Below are 16,883 nucleotides of genomic sequence, written 5' to 3' on the forward strand. Positions count from 1 at the left end.
CTGATGCAGGCATTATTCGCTTTTCTTCCAGGACTATCCGCCATGCCGTCAGACGATCGGGTTTACGTCTATTCCACCGTACTCATGGGCTCGCCCATTCTTCTCAAATTGTTTGAACCGAATGAACATCTGGCATCGCAGGTGTTTGGCCGCATTAAACAACTGGAGGATACGTTGACCGTTAACCGGGCTGATTCCGAAGTCATGGACATCAACCGTGCCGCAGGCAAACACCCGGTTGTCGTCAGCCAGCTGCTGTTCAATCTGATTAAGCGCGCCAGAGAGGTCAGCCTGCTGGAGGGCAGTTGCTTCAATTTCACCATCGGGCCGGTGGTGAAACGCTGGAAAATCGGCTTTCAGGGCCACAGCGTGCCGCCCGCCGACGAATTGCGGGCATTACTGGCGCTGACCGACCCTCACCACGTCGTGCTCAATGCGCAGGACTGCTCGGTATGGCTGGAAAAAGCGGGGATGGAAATCGATCTGGGGGCGATCGCGAAAGGGTATATCGCCGATGTCGTCAGGCAATTCCTGTATCAGCACCATGTCTATCATGCGCTGATCAATCTGGGCGGCAACGTGCTGGCGCTTGGCAGACCGCAGAGCGGCGGTCAGGCGGGCTGGTCGGTAGGATTGCAAAAGCCGTTTGGCGACAACGGCGAGCTGATCGGCGTGGTTCACGTGGCGAACAAGTCGGTGGTGACGTCCGGCATTTACGAGCGTTATTTCGAGTGCGATGGCCGCCTTTATCACCATATTCTCGACCCGAAAACCGGTTACCCGCTGGATAACGAACTGCTCAGCGTGACCATCATTTCCGATGCCTCCATCGACGGGGACATCTACACCACCCTGATTTACGGCCTGGGCGTGGAAAAAGGCGTGGCTTACCTGTCCCGGCTACCGCATATCGAAGCCATTTTCGTGACCAAAGACCGGCGGGTGATTCTCTCCTCGCAGCGGCAGTATGCTTTTACGCTGCTGGATACGGGGTACGAGCTGGCTGCGGTGTGATAGCGCGAGAATGCGAAAGTGCGAAAGTGTTACTCTTCGCCCAGCAGCGCTTTTTTGGCTGCGGCGAGAAACTCATCCGACAACGGGTCCCCGGCGGTCGCGCGTGACAACATCAGCGCGCCGGCCAACAAAACCACCTGCGTCAGCGCCTGTTGCCTGCGCTGTTCGTCGTCTTCCGTCTCGGAAAGGGACTCCAGTCTGCCCAGCATGGCTTTCACGCCATTGAGATACACCTCACGTACTGGCTTATCTTCGCTTTCCCGAGCCACATCGCTGGCTAACGCGCTGATCGCGCATCCGTCCTTCACGCCATCGCGGTGGGCGGAAGACAGGTAGTTTTCTACCAGCGTACGCAGGTTGTGTTGATCCGGCTGTTGGCTGAGCGCCTGCCAGCGGGTGCTGGAATCTTCAAGAGCTTTACGGCTGGCGATAGCGGCCAGTTCATCTTTGGAGGCAAAGTGTCCGTAGAAACCACCGTGGGTTAACCCGGCTGCCGCCATCAAATCATTCACGCTGACGCCATTCAGGCCACGTTCACGAAAGAGCTGTGAAGAAACCTGAATAATTTCTTCGCGGTTACGCTCCATCTGCTGTTTTGATACACGGGCCATTGTTTTCTCCTCTCATCGGACGGGCATCATCTTAGGGCATGGAAATACCAGACTCAATAGATGATGCCCTTCATCAATAATGATCAACCGGTTCAGGCGCGCGGCGGTCGTAGACTGGCGATGCGAGCGCTGTCGCCGCCCTGAGCGCGGGGCAGACTGCCGGCGATCTGATCGTGCGGCGTTCCGAGCGAAATGGCGCTGGCGATCTCAAGGCGCGCCATCTGTTCATCGCTTAGCGTCACCTCCAGCGCTGTGAGGGTATCATCCAACTGATTTCGGGTGCGGGAACCCAGAATGGGGATCAGACTGGTGCTGGAATGGGCCGCTTTCTGTCGCAACCAGGCGATGGCAATGTGCAGGGGCTGTCGCTGTTGCTCCTGTGATACGGCGATGACTTCATCCAGCAGCGCGGTATCCTGCTCGATATGCACCAGCCTGCCGCCAAACCCCGTCAGACGCCCTTCATTGCTGTGACGGTATTTTCCGGTCAGCAGACCACCGCCCAACGGCGACCAGAGTGTCGCCGCCAGCCCCAGCGCTTCCGCCATCGGCAGCAGTTCCCGCTCGGCGGTGCGTTGTGCCAGGCTGTATTCCACCTGTATCCCGGCGATACGCGACCAGCCGCGCAGTTCCGCCATCGTATCCGCTCTGGCGATGCGCCAGGCAGGGAAATTGGATAGCCCGGCATACTGAATTTTTCCGGCACGGATCAGATCGTCAAAGGTGCGGACGATCTCTTCAAGCGGGGTTAACTGGTCGTCAAAGTGTGCCCATAGCACATCAATGCGATCGGTTTTCAACCGTTTCAGGCTATTTTCCACCGAGGAAATCATATTGCGGCGGCTGTTGCCGGTCTGCGCGATATCCGGGGTCGGCGCCGCGCCAAGGGTATACTTGGTGGCGACCACGAAGTGATCGCGTTCGGCAGCGATGAACTCCCCTACCAACTGCTCGGACTGGCCGAACTGATAGGCGTCTGCCGTGTCGATGAAATTGCCGCCGGCGTCAGCGTAGCGTTCAAATACCTGTTTCGCTTCTTCTTTTTCTGATCCATAGCCCCATCCGGTGCCAAAATTACCGGTGCCGAGGGCCAGTTCAGAGACGCGTAATCCTGTGTTTCGGCCAAACGTGGTGTATTGCATGCTATCGATCCTTTTATTTAAATGTCGATTGACATCTATTATATATGTCATTCATCATCTATTTGGCAAGTGCGACATCCACCTTCTTCACGCTGACAAAAGGATAAATAAATGAATACCACTCCTGCTGTTCTCATCACTGGTGCGTCATCGGGGATTGGCGCTGTTTATGCCGAACGTTTTGCGCGTCGCGGCCATGATCTGGTGCTGGTTGCCCGCGACCATACGCGGATGGATACGCTGGCTGTTCGCCTGCGTCAGGACTACGGCGTGACGGTTGATGTCCTGCCTGCCGATCTTACCCAACCTGACGAGCTTGCTGCGGTGGAGACGCGACTGCGCGAAGACAGCCATATCGGGATCCTGGTGAATAACGCGGGTATGAATATCGGTGGGAGCTTCCTTGAACAGGCGACGGACGATATCGAGCGGCTTGTCGCGCTCAACACGATGGCGCTGGTGCGGCTTGCCAGCGCGGTTGCACCGCGTCTGGCGACGGCAGGCGGGGGCGCCATCATCAATATTGGCTCTGTAGTCGGTTTGGCGCCGGAGTTCGGGTTGACCGTTTACGGTGCGACCAAGGCGTTTGTGCTGTTTCTTTCTCAGGGACTCAGCCTCGAACTGGCTCCCAGGGGCATCTACGTTCAGGCAGTGCTTCCGGCGGCGACGCGCACAGAGATTTGGGAACGTTCAGGCACCGACATCAATACGCTTCCCGCCGTGATGGAAGTTGAGGAACTGGTGGATGCCGCGCTGGTTGGTTTTGATCGCCGCGAGCCGGTAACTATCCCGCCGCTCCACGAAGCCGGGCAATGGGATGCTTATCAACACGCCCGGCAAGCCATGCTGCCGGGGTTTTCGCAGGCGAATGCCGCCGCACGTTATCGACTGATGCACTCGCCGATACAGAATTGCGTCCGTAGCGCGCCGGTTTTATTTACTCAGGCAACAGACAGCCTGATGACGAAGCAATAGACAAGGTATTTTATGACATCAAATAAACCCATCGCGCTGGTTACCGGCGCCTCATCGGGAATCGGTGAAGCTACAGCGGAACGGCTGGTACAGGCCGGCTATAAGGTATACGGCACCAGCAGACGAGGTGCTCAGGCCGGGCAGCGGCGGTTTGATCTGCTGGCGCTGGATGTGACTTCTGATGAATCGGTCGACGCCGCCGTGAGCGAACTACTCCGGCGGGAAGGGCGTATCGATCTGCTGGTGAACAACGCGGGTTTTGGACTTAGCCCGGCCGGGGCGGAAGAAAGCTCAATCGAACAGGCGCAAGCGGTCTTCGACACCAATTTTCTGGGCGTTGTCCGTATGACCCGCGCCGTGGTGCCCCACATGCGCCAACAGGGCGGCGGCCGCATCATCAACATCGGTTCCATTCTCGGCGTCGTGCCGATGCCTTATGTGGCGCTTTACGCGGCCAGCAAACATGCGGTCGAAGGCTATTCAGAGGCGCTGGATCACGAATTACGCACGCGCGGTATCCGGGTTTCGGTCATTGAGCCTGCGTATACCAAAACGCAGTTCGAGTCCAACAACGTGCCGCCGGATGCGGTGCTGGATGAATACGCCCCGGTACGCCGGGCGCTGGAAAAGGTGGTGAGGCTGGCAATGGCGAGCGCGGATGATCCGGCTGTGGTAGCTGAGGTTGTACTGAAAGCGGCCCGCGCAAAACGTCCGAAACTTCGCTATTCGGCAGGCGCGGCCGCGGCTCGCCTGCGACTGCTGCGCCGATTCGCGCCGGGTTTACTGGACTCGGGTATCCGCAAAAGTTTGCAGCTTGATGCGTAGCTTAGGAACTCAGCATATGACCGTCTTATCACTCAGATTCCGGCCGCTGGCTATCTTGTCGGCGCTGCTGTTCTTTGTGCTCGCCGTCGCCTGGATATCGGTGCCAGCTCTGATGCTGGCCAGTTGGGGCGTTGACTTCAATAGTTCGGCGGGGCTGGTTAGTCGTCGTTCAGCGGCGCTGTATGCCGGAGTTGGCGTCATGTTCTTCCTGGCCAGAAATGTAGCGCCATCGCCAGCCCGCTCATCCCTGATGAAGGGCGTAGTGGTCACTTGCATGATACTTGCAACGCTTGGGGTGGGGGAGTTTGTTGCAGGACACGCCAATAGCGGGATCTTGCTGGCTGCCGTGTTAGAAGTGGTCCTCGCACTGGCTTTTCTTTCCGTCATTCGTACCGATAACCGCAGGCGGGCAGGCCGTTAATAGGTAATCATTCTGGAGAGCAACACTTTATGAAGGCGTTCATTATCGATCGCTATGGCCGCAGAAGCAGCGGACGAATTGGCGAAATGCCTGAGCCGGAGTTACGGGGCGATGACGTCCTGATTCAGGTTCATGCCGCCGGCGTCAATCTGCTTGATGCCAAAATCAGGAACGGCGAATTCAGGCTGATTCTGCCGTATCGTTTGCCGTTGGCGTTGGGAAACGATGTCGCAGGCGTTGTCGTTCGCGTCGGGTCAAAGGTAACGCGATTCAGGCCGGGCGATGAGGTCTACGCACGGCCAGACCAGGAACGTATCGGCGCCTTTGCCGAATTCATCGCCGTCAAAGAGGATTCGCTGGCGCTGAAACCCGGCAACCTCAGCATGGAAGAAGCGGCTTCTATTCCGCTGGTCAGCCTGACGGCCTGGCAGGTGTTGGTTGAAACCGCAAAGTTGAAGAAAGGGCAGAAGGTGCTGATTCATGCCGGCTCCGGCGGCGTGGGCGCCATCGCTATCCAGCTTGCCAAACATCTCGGCGCTTTCGTCGCCACCACCACCGGCACGAGTAACGTCGAATGGGTAAAAGCGCTGGGGGCGGATGTGGTCATTGATTACAGGAAGCAGGATTTTGAAACCGTACTGCATGGCTACGATGTGGTGCTGAACAGTTTGGGCAATGACGTGCTGGAAAAATCGCTGCGGGTGTTGAGACCCGGCGGGCAGCTCATCTCCATCTCCGGCCCGCCCGCACCGGAGTTTGCGACAGAACAGGGGTTGTCATGGGGGCTGAAACAGGTGATGCGTCTCCTGAGTCACCGTATCCGGAAGCAGGCCCGGCAGAAGGGCGTGAGTTATGCGTTTGTCTTTATGCGGGCCAGCGGAGAGCAGCTTGATGAAATTAGCGCTCTCATTGAGTCAGGCATCATCAGGCCGGTGGTGGATCGGGTCTTTCCATTTGATGCAACGGCAGATGCGCTATCTTACGTTGAGACCGGGCGGGCGAAAGGTAAGGTGGTCGTCAGATTGAGATAGTGGTTATCTGTTGGTGAAGGGATGCGTGACGGCTTAGCTGCCCGATGGTCCTGTGTGCTACTTTGGCATTGAATCGCCACGCTAAGCTGCATTAGTAAAAAAGCCACCCGTCAAAGGTGGCTTAATTATATGATTTTTCTGCTGAAATCTGGTGGCCCCTGTTGGGTTTGAACCAACGACCAAGCGATTATGAGTCGCCTGCTCTAACCACTGAGCTAAGGGGCCAATTATACTTCGATTATAGGTAATCCGGCTGGTGGGGTCTATAGTCTGGCGGCCATATGGTTGTTTTATATCCAGTATTCAGCAGATTGTTATTATTAAGAATTCATTGTATTTACCGTGGGGATAGGGCGGTAATCGTGAATAAAGGCAGGGGACCAGAATGTATTGGTCTGGCGTTACGCAGTGAGTAACCACGGATATAAGAAAGAAAACCCCCGGTCGGGACCGGGGGTTGATAGCACCGATTCAATAAAGAATCTTATTAATCGTCCAGGAAGCTACGCAGTACTTCGGAACGGCTCGGGTGACGCAGTTTACGCAGCGCTTTCGCTTCGATCTGACGAATACGCTCGCGGGTTACGTCGAACTGTTTGCCGACTTCTTCCAGCGTATGGTCGGTATTCATGTCGATACCGAAACGCATACGCAGCACTTTGGCTTCGCGGGCGGTCAGGCCGGCCAGCACGTCGTGGGTGGCGGAGCGCAGGCTTTCCGACGTTGCGGAATCCAGCGGCAGTTCCAGCGTGGTATCTTCGATGAAATCCCCCAGATGCGAATCTTCGTCATCACCGATCGGGGTTTCCATGGAGATCGGCTCTTTGGCGATCTTCAATACCTTGCGGATCTTGTCTTCCGGCATCAGCATACGCTCGGCCAGTTCTTCCGGCGTCGGCTCACGGCCCATTTCCTGCAGCATCTGGCGGGAAATACGATTGAGTTTGTTGATGGTCTCAATCATATGCACCGGAATACGGATGGTGCGCGCCTGATCCGCGATGGAGCGGGTGATCGCCTGACGGATCCACCAGGTAGCGTAGGTGGAGAACTTGTAGCCGCGGCGGTATTCGAATTTGTCTACCGCTTTCATCAGGCCAATGTTGCCTTCCTGAATCAGGTCCAGGAACTGCAGGCCGCGGTTGGTGTATTTCTTGGCGATCGAGATAACCAGACGCAGGTTGGCTTCCACCATCTCTTTCTTGGCGCGACGCGCCTTGGCTTCACCAATCGACATGCGACGGTTGATGTCTTTCACCTGCTCGATGGTCAGGCCGGTTTCTTCTTCGATCTGTTGCAGTTTCTGCAGGCTGCGATGCACGTCGTCTTCCACTTCGCGCAATTTTTCGCACCAGGGTTTGCCCATGGAAAGCGCGGCGTCGAACCACTTGCTGTTGGTTTCATTGCCGGTGAACAGCGTTACGAAGTTTTTCTTCGGCATTTTGCACAGCTCGACGCACAGTTTCATGATCTGGCGTTCCTGCGTGCGCACGCGGTCCATCATGGTGCGCATGTTGTTCACCAGCAGGTCAAACTGCTTCGGCACCAGACGGAACTGCTTGAACACTTCAGACAGCTTATTGATTTCATCAATCGCGGTCGGGTGGCTGCGGCCATGCGCTTTGATGCTTACGCGGGTCGCTTCATACTGATCGCGCAGCTCGGTGAATTTCTGACGCGCCAGCTCCGGGTCGATGCTGTTGTCATCATCGGAGTCGTCTTCGTCTTCTTCGTTTTCTTCGTCGTCATCATCCATGCCGTCGTCGGCCAATTCGGCGTTCTCGGGCGTGGTATTCGGCGCCAGGTCTTCTTCGGCGTTCGGATCAACAAAGCCGGTGATCAGATCGGACAGGCGGCTTTCTCCCGCTTCGACGCGATCGTATTGATCCAACAGATAGGTGATGGCTTCCGGATACTCGGCTACGGAGCACTGTACCTGATTGATACCGTCTTCGATTCGCTTGGCGATATCGATTTCCCCTTCACGGGTCAGCAGTTCGACGGTACCCATCTCACGCATGTACATGCGAACCGGATCGGTCGTGCGGCCAATCTCCGATTCAACGCTGGACAATACCTGCGCCGCTGCTTCGGCAGCGTCTTCATCGGCGGTATTCTCAGCCAGCATCAGATCATCGGCATCCGGCGCTTCTTCCATCACCTGGATGCCCATGTCGTTAATCATCTGGATGATGTCTTCGATCTGATCGGAGTCGATGATATCTTCCGGCAGATGGTCATTGACCTCGGCATAGGTCAGGTAGCCTTGCTCCTTACCACGGGTGACAAGTAGCTTGAGCTGTGACTGCGGGTTTTGCTCCATAAGACGGTATCCACACTTCAGAATATTGGGGTTGGTGTCGGTCAGCGTAAATCGCTAACAATAACATTAGGGGAATTTTTCTTATCGCCGCAGCCCCCGTAGCGGCACGCTGTAGGGCTCGACCCTACTATTTATCGGCAATTAAGCCGCGGGAAATCAGTTTTTTCGCGTCAGCGCCAGTTGCAGCGACCACAGTTCCTTGCGCTCGTTCGTGCTCAGCCCATGCGTTCTCTCGCGGGCGATTAGCGTGTCCATCCGCAACTGCAGCAACTGGTCGTAGAGCTCGGCCAGGCTGACCCTGAATTTTTCTTCGAGCTCTTCCTCTTCAATCATATGGTCCCAGGCGGCCAGGGTTTCAAGCTGCTTGCGATATTTACTTTCGCGATATTTTTCCAGCAGCAGTCCCATGTTCATACCTGGGCTTTCATTGCAGGTTTTCACCAGATCCAGAAACAGCTCCAGTCCTGCAACTTTGTTCTCTTCCACCCCTTCCAGCGCCAGTTCCGGCACCTCGGCGGACAACCTCGGATTTTGTACTAAAAGTCCTATCAGTATACGCATAGTTGTGACTTTTAGCCGTGGAGGCTGGTAGGACGATGTTTGCTCCGCCGCTTTCGGCAGCAGGCGGTCCAGCTGGCTGTCGTCCAACAGCCCCAGTTTATTGCCAAGTTGTTGACGTAAGTATAATCGCAACGTTTCGCCCGGTACCTGCCCAATTAGAGGTAGGGCCAGCGTACTGAGCTTGGCGCGCCCGTCCGGGGTGCTCATGTCCACCTGCTGCAGCAGCGAGTCGAACAAAAACGCCGACAGCGGCATTGCCTGTTCGATACGTTGCTCGAAAGCAGCCTTGCCTTCCTGACGCACCAGCGTATCCGGGTCTTCGCCGTCGGGCAGGAACATAAAGCGCAACTGCCGACCGTCATCCAGATAGGGTAGCGCGGTTTCCAGCGCGCGCCAGGCGGCGTCGCGTCCGGCGCGGTCGCCATCGTAACAGCACACCACCTGATCGGTGGCGCGAAACAACAACTGGATATGGTCCGCCGTCGTTGATGTTCCTAGCGAGGCCACCGCGTAATCGATGCCAAACTGGGCCAGCGCGACCACATCCATATAGCCTTCGACTACCAACAACCGCTTCAATTCCGGATTTTTCTGTTGCGCTTCGTACAAGCCGTACAGCTGGCGGCCTTTGTGAAAAATCTCGGTTTCCGGCGAGTTCAGGTACTTGGGCATACCATCTCCCATCACCCGACCGCCAAAAGCGATAACCCGCCCACGTTTGTCGCGGATTGGGAACATCACCCGATCGCGGAAACGGTCGTAAGTACGGCCATTATCGTTGGTCACCAGCATGCCGGCGTCGGTCAACGTGGTCCGGTTTTCGCTGCTGCGGCCGAAACGCTTTAACGCATTGTCCCACCCTGGCGGCGTACATCCGATGGCGAATTGCCGGATCACCTCATCACTCAGGCCGCGTCTGGACAGATACTCTCTGGCCGGCGTACCCGCAGGTTGGTTCAGGGTATGTTGGTAAAAAGCGCTTAATTGTTCCATCAGCTCGTATAAACTTTGCCGCTGGTGGCGTTCGAGCTGGGTCGGACCGGTGCCTGCTTCGTAAGGAACTTCCAGGCCGTGCATTGCAGCCAGTTCTTCAATGCTTTCAACAAATTCCAGACGATCATAATTCATCAGGAAATCAATCGCGTTGCCGTGGGCGCCGCAGCCGAAGCAATGGTAGAACTGCTTGTCACCGTTAACGGTGAACGAAGGGGTTTTCTCGTGGTGGAACGGGCAACACGCGTGATAATTCTTGCCCTGCTTTTTCAGTTTGACGCGCGCATCGATCAGGTCAACGATGTCGGTGCGGGCCAGCAGGTCATTAATAAATACGCGGGGAATACGTCCAGCCATAAGCCCCTTATCTATATACGTTTATAAACGACAATAAGCCGCGCATTCCTTTCGGAAAGCACGGCCTTCGTATGCAACTGCTAAGTCTGCGGATTAATCACGCGGTGGAGGATAACCCTCCAGAAAATTAATACAGACGAGTGCGGCGTGCGTTTTCTCGAGCCAGCTTCTTGGCGTGACGTTTCACAGCAGAAGCTTTAGCGCGCTTACGTTCGGTAGTCGGTTTTTCATAGAACTCACGACGACGAACTTCAGCCAAAACACCTGCTTTTTCGCAGGAACGCTTGAAACGACGCAGAGCGACGTCGAACGGCTCGTTTTCACGTACTTTAATTACCGGCATGTGCCTCTCACCTCAGTAAATTCGGTTTGCTGCTGGCCTTGTGCCAGCCTTTTCAAAATGGTGCGGAATTCTACTGCAACTGTGGCGCGTTTGTAAAGTGCATCAGCGATCATAAAACGCGCGGCGCCGGTTCGCTCGTCAGTGGACTGGCTTATGATAGACTATGTCCCGCCTGAATCAAGCAGCCGTGGCGGGCCGCCGTAAATGTAACCGCCGCCGTAAATGTAAACGAGAGTGAAAACAGCAATGCGCGTATTGGGTATTGAAACATCCTGCGATGAAACCGGGGTCGCGATTTATGACACGCAGGCCGGGCTACTGGCGAATCAGCTTTACAGCCAGGTGAAGTTGCATGCCGATTATGGCGGCGTGGTGCCTGAGTTGGCCTCCCGCGATCATGTTCGCAAGACCGTGCCGCTGATTCAGGCGGCGTTGAAAGACGCCGGGCTACAGCACAGTGATATCGATGGCGTCGCTTACACGGCCGGCCCTGGTCTGGTTGGGGCGCTGCTGGTCGGTGCGACGGTAGGGCGCTCGCTGGCGTTTGCCTGGGATGTGCCGGCCATTCCGGTGCATCACATGGAAGGTCACTTGCTGGCGCCGATGCTGGAAGATAATCCGCCGGCGTTTCCGTTTGTCGCGCTGCTGGTGTCCGGCGGTCATACCCAGTTGATCAGCGTTACCGGCATTGGCGAATACCGGTTGCTGGGTGAGTCCATTGACGATGCGGCTGGCGAGGCGTTCGACAAAACCGCCAAGCTGCTGGGGCTGGATTATCCCGGTGGGCCGTTGCTGTCGAAAATGGCGCAAGGCGGGCATTCCGACCGTTTTGTTTTTCCCCGGCCGATGACCGATCGACCCGGTCTGGATTTTAGTTTCTCCGGGCTGAAGACTTTCGCCGCCAATACTATCCGTGAAAACGGCAGCGATCCGCAGACGCAGGCGGATATCGCGCGGGCGTTTGAAGATGCGGTGGTGGATACGTTGGCCATCAAATGCCGGCGTGCGCTTGATGAGACAGGGTTCAGCCGGCTGGTGATGGCCGGCGGCGTGAGCGCCAACCGGACATTGCGCCAGCGGCTGGCGGACATCATGGCGAAACGAGGCGGCGACGTGTTCTATGCCCGCCCTGAATTCTGTACCGACAACGGCGCGATGATTGCTTATGCCGGAGCGGTTCGTCTTGCCCAGGGCGTGACGGATGAGCTTGGCATCACGGTTCGGCCGCGTTGGCCGCTGGCTGAATTGCCTGCGCTGTGATTTTCCGGCTATTCCGCCCCAAACGCATAGCGGGGCGGAGAAGCATTACAGTTCCTGTTCAAACAATACCAGTATTGCTTCATACAGTTGCTTGACGCTGAAGCCCCGGGCTGGGGTGGTGAAAATGGTATCGTCGCCGGCGATGGTGCCGAGAATCCCTTCCGATTTGCCCAGCGAGTCCAGCAGGCGGGCGATCAGCTGGGCTGCGCCAGGGCTGGTGTGAATCACGACCACCGCGTCGTTGTAATCCACGTCCAGCACCAGGTTTTTTAGCGGGCTGGTGGTGGTGGGGACACCCAGTTCGGCAGGCAGACAGTAAACCATTTCCATCTTCGCGTTGCGGGTACGCACCGCGCCAAACTTGGTCAGCATGCGGGATACCTTGGACTGGTTGATGTTCTCGAATCCATCGTCCTGCAGCGCCTGCACAATTTCGCTTTGCGAACTGAATTTCTCTTCTTTTAACAGCGCTTTGAACGCCTTAACCAGATCTTCTTGTTTAGTGGAGTTACGCATTCTGCACCGTGTCCGGGAAAAAGTGGAACATGCGGCCATTATGCATTTGAATGAATTTTTATGCAATATGAGCGCGTATAAAACCGGATTATTGGCCTGAGACAGCGGACTTAGTGGGCGGTGGGGCAATACTTTACCAGGGTGTCAAAAAATGTGCTCTTCATCACATAAAAGTAAAATAAATGTTATCAAAATGATGTTGTTTGGAGGCTGATGGTCGGTGTAATGTAACACACCCGTTAATCAGTCGTGGGCTTATGCCGGGGCATACTACAATTGCCTGTTACTTTAATTACCTTTCAGATATCAGGCAGATTGTTAGTTTATTATTAATCACATAGTGCGTTATCGCTGCGTGCCTATTTATCGCTGCGGACCTATGTAGTGTCCTTCTGAAAACAGGTCTGACGCCTGGCTTCTCTCGCGAGCATAAACGTTTTTAACTAAACGCATCCACGGTAATTTTACTTAACATAATAAGGAGTTTAGGATGAAAGTTGCAGTTCTCGGAGCCGCAGGTGGTATTGGTCAAGCCCTTGCCCTTCTCCTCAAAACCCAGCTTCCTTCAGGTTCAGAGCTCTCTCTTTATGATATCGCCCCCGTTACGCCGGGTGTAGCTGTCGATCTGAGCCACATTCCCACCGATGTGAAAATCAAAGGTTTCAGCGGTGAAGATGCTACTCCTGCTCTGGAAGGCGCAGATGTTGTGCTGATGTCTGCCGGGGTGGCCCGTAAGCCGGGGATGGATCGTTCCGACCTGTTTAATGTGAACGCAGGGATTGTGCGTAACCTGGTTTCGCAGATTGCCCGTACCTGCCCTAAAGCCTGTATCGGCGTTATCACCAACCCGGTCAATACCACGGTGGCGATTGCCGCCGAAGTGCTGAAGCAGGCCGGCGTGTATGACAAAGACAAACTGTTTGGCGTCACGACGCTGGACATTATCCGTTCCAGCACTTTCGTTGCCGAACTGAAAGGCAAACAGCCGCAGGCCATCGACGTGCCGGTTATCGGCGGCCACTCCGGCGTCACCATCCTGCCGTTGTTGTCCCAGATTCCGGGCGTGAGCTTCACCGAGCAGGAAGTGGCCGATCTGACCAAACGTATTCAGAATGCGGGCACCGAAGTTGTGGAAGCGAAAGCCGGCGGCGGGTCAGCAACCCTTTCTATGGGCCAGGCAGCCGCACGCTTTGGTCTGTCTCTGGTTCGCGCTCTGCAGGGTGAAAGCGGCGTGGTTGAGTGCGCTTATGTGGAAGGCGATGGCAAACACGCTCGTTTCTTTGCTCAACCGCTGTTGCTGGGCAAAAACGGCATTGCCGAGCGTAAAGACATCGGTGCGCTGAGCGCGTTTGAACAACAGGCTCTGGTTAGCATGCTGGATACCCTGAAGCAGGATATCGCGCTGGGCGAAGAGTTCGTTAACAAGAAATAATCACCTTTGTGTGAACATACTGTTGATAAGGCCGGAGTCTATTCTCCGGCCTTTCTTTTTTCCGGAAGCATTATTCGGATTGCGGATCAGACTGCGGACGGATCAGTTTTTTGCGGTCGAGTAGTTCTTGTGTTTCAGGATCGTAATAGCGACTGGGCCATATTTCCGATGGGTGAATACCCAGCGCGTCGGCTATTAACCATTCGCCCTTCGGCCATGGGCGGGATAAAGCATTGGCCAGCGTGGAAGAACTCAACCCGGCGGCTCGTGATACGGCCGCGAGCGTTGTCCCTTTCTTTCTCAGTGCCGCAATAATATCGGCGGGATGCCAGTCATTTTTCCTTGAATTCATAATCCTTCCCTTATTGCTATTAAGACGACAGCGTATTAATGGTATAACTAACGGCTCATGGTGAATGGTTTCGCTAACCAAAAGCCATTATTTGGAAATAATATAGCACCAATTTCCTTAATATTTCCAAATTAATTTCCAAATGGATCTGAATAGGTAACGAGTATCTCTATCGGGATGAAAAGGACATGAAAAAAGAGTGGTTTGCGACCAGCGAATTGGTTGGTATTGGCGGACTCCCTAAATCACGGCAAGGATTGAATAAGCGAGCCCGAGAAGATGGTTGGGAAAAGCGTCGCCGTAAAGGTGTACAAGGACGAGGGGTAGAATATTCTATCCATAGCTTGCCTCAGTCTGTTCAGCAAACACTGCTGATGCAGGAAACGTCAGGTGAATATTCGGCAAAGCCGTCAGACATGCTGTCAGTCTGGATCCAGATTTACCATCAGTTATCTGTCCCGGAACGGGAAAAACTGATTGCGTATATCATGCGCGAAGGCGTGTCTGCCACGCTGAAACAGCTGGGTCTTGCCAATCCGGCAAGCGTGACTTTGATAAAAGATTTTTCTGATTAAGTGACTCAGCCATTCCCGATTTTCTGTATTGCGGAATGGCTTTCTCCCCTCTTTATCCTCACCTGATTTCTCTCTGTGGAACTTTCCTGATCGCGATTAATGCTACCTTTAACACTATTGCATTAGTGGTTTGAATAAAATTAGTCTATTATATGGAAACGTAATTGCTGTTTTAGTCATCTAATTGCGTATTCGTATCAGGAACGAGATGAAAGGGAGAATGATGATGGAAAAGGCATGGTTTACCACCAATGAATTGTTAGGCGTGGCAGGGTTGCCGAAGTCTCGCCAGGGGCTCAATAAAAGAGCCAAGGAACATGGCTGGGAGAAACGGCGTCGCAAAGGCGTTCAGGGTAAGGGCGTCGAATACGCTGTCTGGAGCTTGCCGGAGGAGGTGAAAACCAGCCTCATGCAGGAAACCCCGCCCGACTACGTCGGGAAATCGGCGACTGTTCAGGAACACACCTGGATACAGATTTACCACCAGCTTTCCGTGGAAGAACGTACCCGGCTGATTGGACATATTCTGCGCGAAGGGGCGATGGGAATGCTGGCCCGCCTGGAAAACGGGCCACAGGAGTACAAAATTAAGGAAGAATGACTCAGAAGTCGCGTTGTACCGCGAGATGAGCCAGGCCTTCAAGCGCCGTGCGAAAATCACTGGCAGGCAGGCATTGAATAGCGGTAATAGCTTTGTCGGCTTCTTCTTCGGCTCTCTGTCGGGTGTAAGCCAGAGAGCCGCAGGATTGCATGGCCGCCAGCACGGGCTCCAGCAAATGGCGCCCATTACCTTCTTCGATCGCCTGGCGGATCATGGCGCGCTGCTCTTCGTTGCCGTGATGCATGGCATGCAGCAACGGCAACGTGGGCTTGCCTTCGTTCAGATCATCGCCGGTATTTTTCCCCAGCGTTTTGCCGTCGGCGCTGTAATCGAGCAAATCGTCAATCAGTTGGAAGGCGGTGCCGAGGTAACGGCCGTAGTCCTGTAAGGCCTGTTCCTGCTCGCTGCTGGCGCCCGACAAAATGGCGGATGACTGCGCCGCCGCCTCGAACAACCGGGCCGTTTTGCTGTAAATCACCCGCATGTAACTGTCTTCGGTAATGTCCGGATCGTTGCAGTTCATGAGCTGGAGTACTTCGCCTTCTGCGATGACGTTGACGGCGTCGGACATCACCGACATGACGCGCAACGAAGCCAGGCTGGTCATCATCTGAAAAGCGCGGGTATAAATGAAGTCGCCTACCAGCACACTGGCGGCATTGCCGAACGCGGCATTTGCCGTAGCTTTTCCCCGACGCATATCGGATTCGTCGACCACATCGTCGTGAAGGAGAGTGGCGGTATGGATGAATTCAATCAGCGCGGCAACGGTAATGTGTTTGTCATCCTGGTAGTTCAGCGCCCTGGCGGTTAATACCGCAATCATAGGCCGGATACGCTTGCCGCCGCCGCTGATGATGTAATTTCCTAACTGATTGATCAGGACAACGTCGGAGTTGAGCTGATCCAGTATGGTCTGGTTGACGGCGGCCATATCCTGTGCGCTTAACGCTGTGATTTGCTCTAAGTTCATTGTTTCTGCCAGCTGATTGCTTCTGTTTCTGCCGTGAAAATGCTGATGGTGTCGGCACTGAAAAGGGGAACGTTAGGCCTGATTGTACTTGAAAAACGGCGCAGATAAACGGCAGTTCATGGGTTGTATCCTTTTTCTTCACATTGATTGATTCTGCGCTTGTCATCAGTGGGTTTTTTGCGTAGAATTCGCGCCCTATTGTGAATATTTATAGCGCGCTTCACATCATTCAAAGAAGCACGCGGAAAGCGGAGTTTTATATGTACGCGGTTTTCCAAAGTGGTGGTAAACAACACCGAGTAAGCGAAGGCCAGACCGTTCGCTTGGAAAAGCTGGACATCGCAACCGGTGAAGCTGTTGAGTTTGACCAGGTTCTGATGGTTGCCAATGGTGAAGATGTCAAAATCGGCGTTCCTTTCGTCGACGGCGGCAAAATCAAGGCTGAAGTCGTTGCTCACGGCCGTGGCGAGAAAGTTAAAATCGTTAAGTTTCGTCGCCGTAAACACTACCGTAAGCAGGCTGGCCACCGTCAGTGGTTCACTGACGTGAAAATCACCGGCATCAGCGCTTAAGTTTTA

Annotated in this window: 18 protein-coding genes and 1 tRNA gene; 10 read left to right on the forward strand and 9 right to left on the reverse strand. The window is 54.8% G+C overall.

Annotated features, from left to right (window positions below):
- Positions 1–42 precede the first annotated feature (42 nt).
- Positions 43–1,014 carry an FAD:protein FMN transferase gene (locus tag CVE23_RS03435; protein WP_049854594.1) on the forward strand — a complete coding sequence of 324 codons (972 nt, stop codon included), beginning with the start codon at positions 43–45 and terminating at the stop codon, positions 1,012–1,014.
- Between the two features lie 29 nt (positions 1,015–1,043).
- Here CVE23_RS03435 and CVE23_RS03440 read toward each other — a convergent pair whose 3' ends face one another.
- Positions 1,044–1,625 (reverse strand): TetR/AcrR family transcriptional regulator, encoded by a 582-nt coding sequence (locus CVE23_RS03440; RefSeq protein ID WP_100848908.1) that lies wholly within the window; start codon positions 1,623–1,625, stop codon positions 1,044–1,046.
- 92 nt (positions 1,626–1,717) lie between these two features.
- Complete coding sequence (locus CVE23_RS03445) at positions 1,718–2,767, reverse strand: aldo/keto reductase (RefSeq protein WP_100848909.1); 1,050 nt, start codon at positions 2,765–2,767, stop codon at positions 1,718–1,720.
- A 111-nt stretch (positions 2,768–2,878) separates the two neighbouring features.
- On the opposite strand from CVE23_RS03445, the gene CVE23_RS03450 reads away from it, so the two are divergent.
- From CVE23_RS03450 to CVE23_RS03465, 4 genes are read left to right on the forward strand one after another with little or no spacing between them, the layout of a single operon-like run.
- Positions 2,879–3,742 (forward strand): SDR family NAD(P)-dependent oxidoreductase, encoded by an 864-nt coding sequence (locus CVE23_RS03450; protein ID WP_038917794.1) that lies wholly within the window; start codon positions 2,879–2,881, stop codon positions 3,740–3,742.
- Positions 3,743–3,754: 12 nt separating this feature from the next.
- The gene (locus tag CVE23_RS03455; RefSeq protein WP_100848910.1) at positions 3,755–4,567 is read left to right on the forward strand and encodes an oxidoreductase; all 813 of its coding nucleotides are present in this window, start codon (positions 3,755–3,757) and stop codon (positions 4,565–4,567) included.
- Between the two features lie 16 nt (positions 4,568–4,583).
- Entirely contained in the window at positions 4,584–4,988 is a 405-nt protein-coding gene (locus tag CVE23_RS03460; protein ID WP_100848911.1) for a hypothetical protein, read from the forward strand.
- 29 nt (positions 4,989–5,017) lie between these two features.
- Positions 5,018–6,019, forward strand: a complete 1,002-nt coding sequence (locus CVE23_RS03465; RefSeq protein ID WP_038917797.1) for an NADP-dependent oxidoreductase — start codon at positions 5,018–5,020, stop codon at positions 6,017–6,019.
- A gap of 149 nt (positions 6,020–6,168) precedes the next feature.
- Here CVE23_RS03465 and CVE23_RS03470 read toward each other — a convergent pair.
- From CVE23_RS03470 to rpsU, 4 genes are all read right to left on the reverse strand, one after another.
- Positions 6,169–6,244, reverse strand: a tRNA-Ile gene (locus CVE23_RS03470).
- Between the two features lie 262 nt (positions 6,245–6,506).
- Positions 6,507–8,342: an RNA polymerase sigma factor RpoD gene (gene rpoD / locus CVE23_RS03475; RefSeq protein ID WP_049854589.1), complete on the reverse strand. Its 1,836-nt coding sequence runs from the start codon at positions 8,340–8,342 to the stop codon at positions 6,507–6,509.
- Between the two features lie 156 nt (positions 8,343–8,498).
- A complete protein-coding gene (dnaG, locus tag CVE23_RS03480; protein WP_042858619.1) occupies positions 8,499–10,253 on the reverse strand; it encodes a DNA primase in 1,755 nt (584 codons plus the stop codon).
- A 127-nt stretch (positions 10,254–10,380) separates the two neighbouring features.
- Positions 10,381–10,596, reverse strand: a complete 216-nt coding sequence (gene rpsU / locus CVE23_RS03485) for a 30S ribosomal protein S21 (protein ID WP_001144069.1) — start codon at positions 10,594–10,596, stop codon at positions 10,381–10,383.
- Positions 10,597–10,842: 246 nt separating this feature from the next.
- Here rpsU and tsaD point away from each other — a divergent pair, with 246 nt between their 5' ends.
- The gene (gene tsaD / locus CVE23_RS03490) at positions 10,843–11,856 is read left to right on the forward strand and encodes a tRNA (adenosine(37)-N6)-threonylcarbamoyltransferase complex transferase subunit TsaD (protein ID WP_038917799.1); all 1,014 of its coding nucleotides are present in this window, start codon (positions 10,843–10,845) and stop codon (positions 11,854–11,856) included.
- A 45-nt stretch (positions 11,857–11,901) separates the two neighbouring features.
- Here tsaD and argR read toward each other — a convergent pair whose 3' ends face one another.
- Positions 11,902–12,372: a transcriptional regulator ArgR gene (gene argR, locus CVE23_RS03495; protein ID WP_013316302.1), complete on the reverse strand. Its 471-nt coding sequence runs from the start codon at positions 12,370–12,372 to the stop codon at positions 11,902–11,904.
- 490 nt (positions 12,373–12,862) lie between these two features.
- Here argR and mdh point away from each other — a divergent pair, with 490 nt between their 5' ends.
- Entirely contained in the window at positions 12,863–13,804 is a 942-nt protein-coding gene (gene mdh, locus CVE23_RS03500; protein ID WP_038662455.1) for a malate dehydrogenase, read from the forward strand.
- Between the two features lie 70 nt (positions 13,805–13,874).
- Here the strand turns inward: mdh and CVE23_RS03505 are convergent, their stop codons facing one another.
- Positions 13,875–14,156 carry a helix-turn-helix domain-containing protein gene (locus tag CVE23_RS03505; protein WP_022632112.1) on the reverse strand — a complete coding sequence of 94 codons (282 nt, stop codon included), beginning with the start codon at positions 14,154–14,156 and terminating at the stop codon, positions 13,875–13,877.
- Positions 14,157–14,344: 188 nt separating this feature from the next.
- Here CVE23_RS03505 and CVE23_RS03510 point away from each other — a divergent pair, with 188 nt between their 5' ends.
- Positions 14,345–14,731 carry a DNA-binding protein gene (locus CVE23_RS03510; RefSeq protein WP_100848912.1) on the forward strand — a complete coding sequence of 129 codons (387 nt, stop codon included), beginning with the start codon at positions 14,345–14,347 and terminating at the stop codon, positions 14,729–14,731.
- 226 nt (positions 14,732–14,957) lie between these two features.
- Positions 14,958–15,332, forward strand: a complete 375-nt coding sequence (locus CVE23_RS03515; RefSeq protein ID WP_038920789.1) for a DNA-binding protein — start codon at positions 14,958–14,960, stop codon at positions 15,330–15,332.
- Between the two features lies 1 nt (position 15,333).
- Here the strand turns inward: CVE23_RS03515 and ispB are convergent, their stop codons facing one another.
- The gene (gene ispB, locus CVE23_RS03520) at positions 15,334–16,305 is read right to left on the reverse strand and encodes an octaprenyl diphosphate synthase (protein WP_100848913.1); all 972 of its coding nucleotides are present in this window, start codon (positions 16,303–16,305) and stop codon (positions 15,334–15,336) included.
- A 260-nt stretch (positions 16,306–16,565) separates the two neighbouring features.
- On the opposite strand from ispB, the gene rplU reads away from it, so the two are divergent.
- Complete coding sequence (gene rplU / locus CVE23_RS03525) at positions 16,566–16,877, forward strand: 50S ribosomal protein L21 (RefSeq protein ID WP_016943772.1); 312 nt, start codon at positions 16,566–16,568, stop codon at positions 16,875–16,877.
- The last annotated feature ends 6 nt before the right edge of the window (positions 16,878–16,883 follow it).

The organism is Dickeya fangzhongdai, from assembly GCF_002812485.1.
Classification (GTDB): domain Bacteria; phylum Pseudomonadota; class Gammaproteobacteria; order Enterobacterales; family Enterobacteriaceae; genus Dickeya; species Dickeya fangzhongdai.